Origin of the sequence: Paraburkholderia sp. SIMBA_030 (assembly GCF_046535245.1) — a bacterium.
Lineage (GTDB): Bacteria > Pseudomonadota > Gammaproteobacteria > Burkholderiales > Burkholderiaceae > Paraburkholderia.
In genome coordinates this window covers 1-679 of sequence record NZ_JAWRXB010000070.1, presented here as the reverse complement: position 1 = coordinate 679, position 679 = coordinate 1, and the positions used below count along the sequence as shown (strand labels likewise).

The window sequence follows — 679 nt, the reverse complement described above, 5'->3', positions numbered from 1 at the left end:
TTTTTTTGCAAAAACCGCACACGGACCATGAACCGGGCTTCGGCTATTGTTAGGCCACGCGTGGTGGTTCCTGGCAGCGTAGCTGAGCCCCCTCTGGCGCATCGGACAACTGTCGGATTGCCTGTACGAAAGGATAGCTCCGGTCATGATCAGTCGCACATTTTGGTGAGCGTTGCTTCCCGCTGGAAAGGTTTGTTTGTCATATGGCATGACTGGGCCAGGGCGACCGCGCGCATTGTGATACCCCAATGTGGAGGTCGTCATGTCACAAAAACTCCCGATACTCGATCCGTTAGCCGCGTTCGTGGACGTCGGTAGCGAACACATGCATGTTTCAGTGGGCGGCAACAAGCCGGAAGTGTTCGGCACCGTGACGTCGCAACTGCACGCGTTGCGCGACTGGCTGATTGCACAAGGCGTACATTCGGTCGCGATGGAAGCGACCGGCGTTTACTGGTTACCGTTGTACGGTGTACTCGAAAGCGCCGGTCTGGAAGTGCGCATGGTCAATGGCAGGCAGACCCGCAACCTGCCGGGCAGAAAAACCGATATGGCTGACAGCCAGTGGGGAGCCACGCTGCACATGCATGGTCTGCTACACGCCGGCTTCGTGCCACCCGCTGATATTCGGCGGTTGCAGGACTACCTGCGCCTGCGCGCCGAACATGTAGCAGCTGCG

At 58.5% G+C, this 679-nt stretch carries 1 protein-coding gene; it reads left to right on the top strand.

Annotated elements, in window-relative coordinates; translation table 11 throughout:
* Positions 1-262 precede the first annotated feature (262 nt).
* A partial coding sequence (locus SB772_RS39040) for an IS110 family transposase (RefSeq protein WP_410838396.1) occupies positions 263-679 on the top strand: 417 nt, incomplete at its 3' end.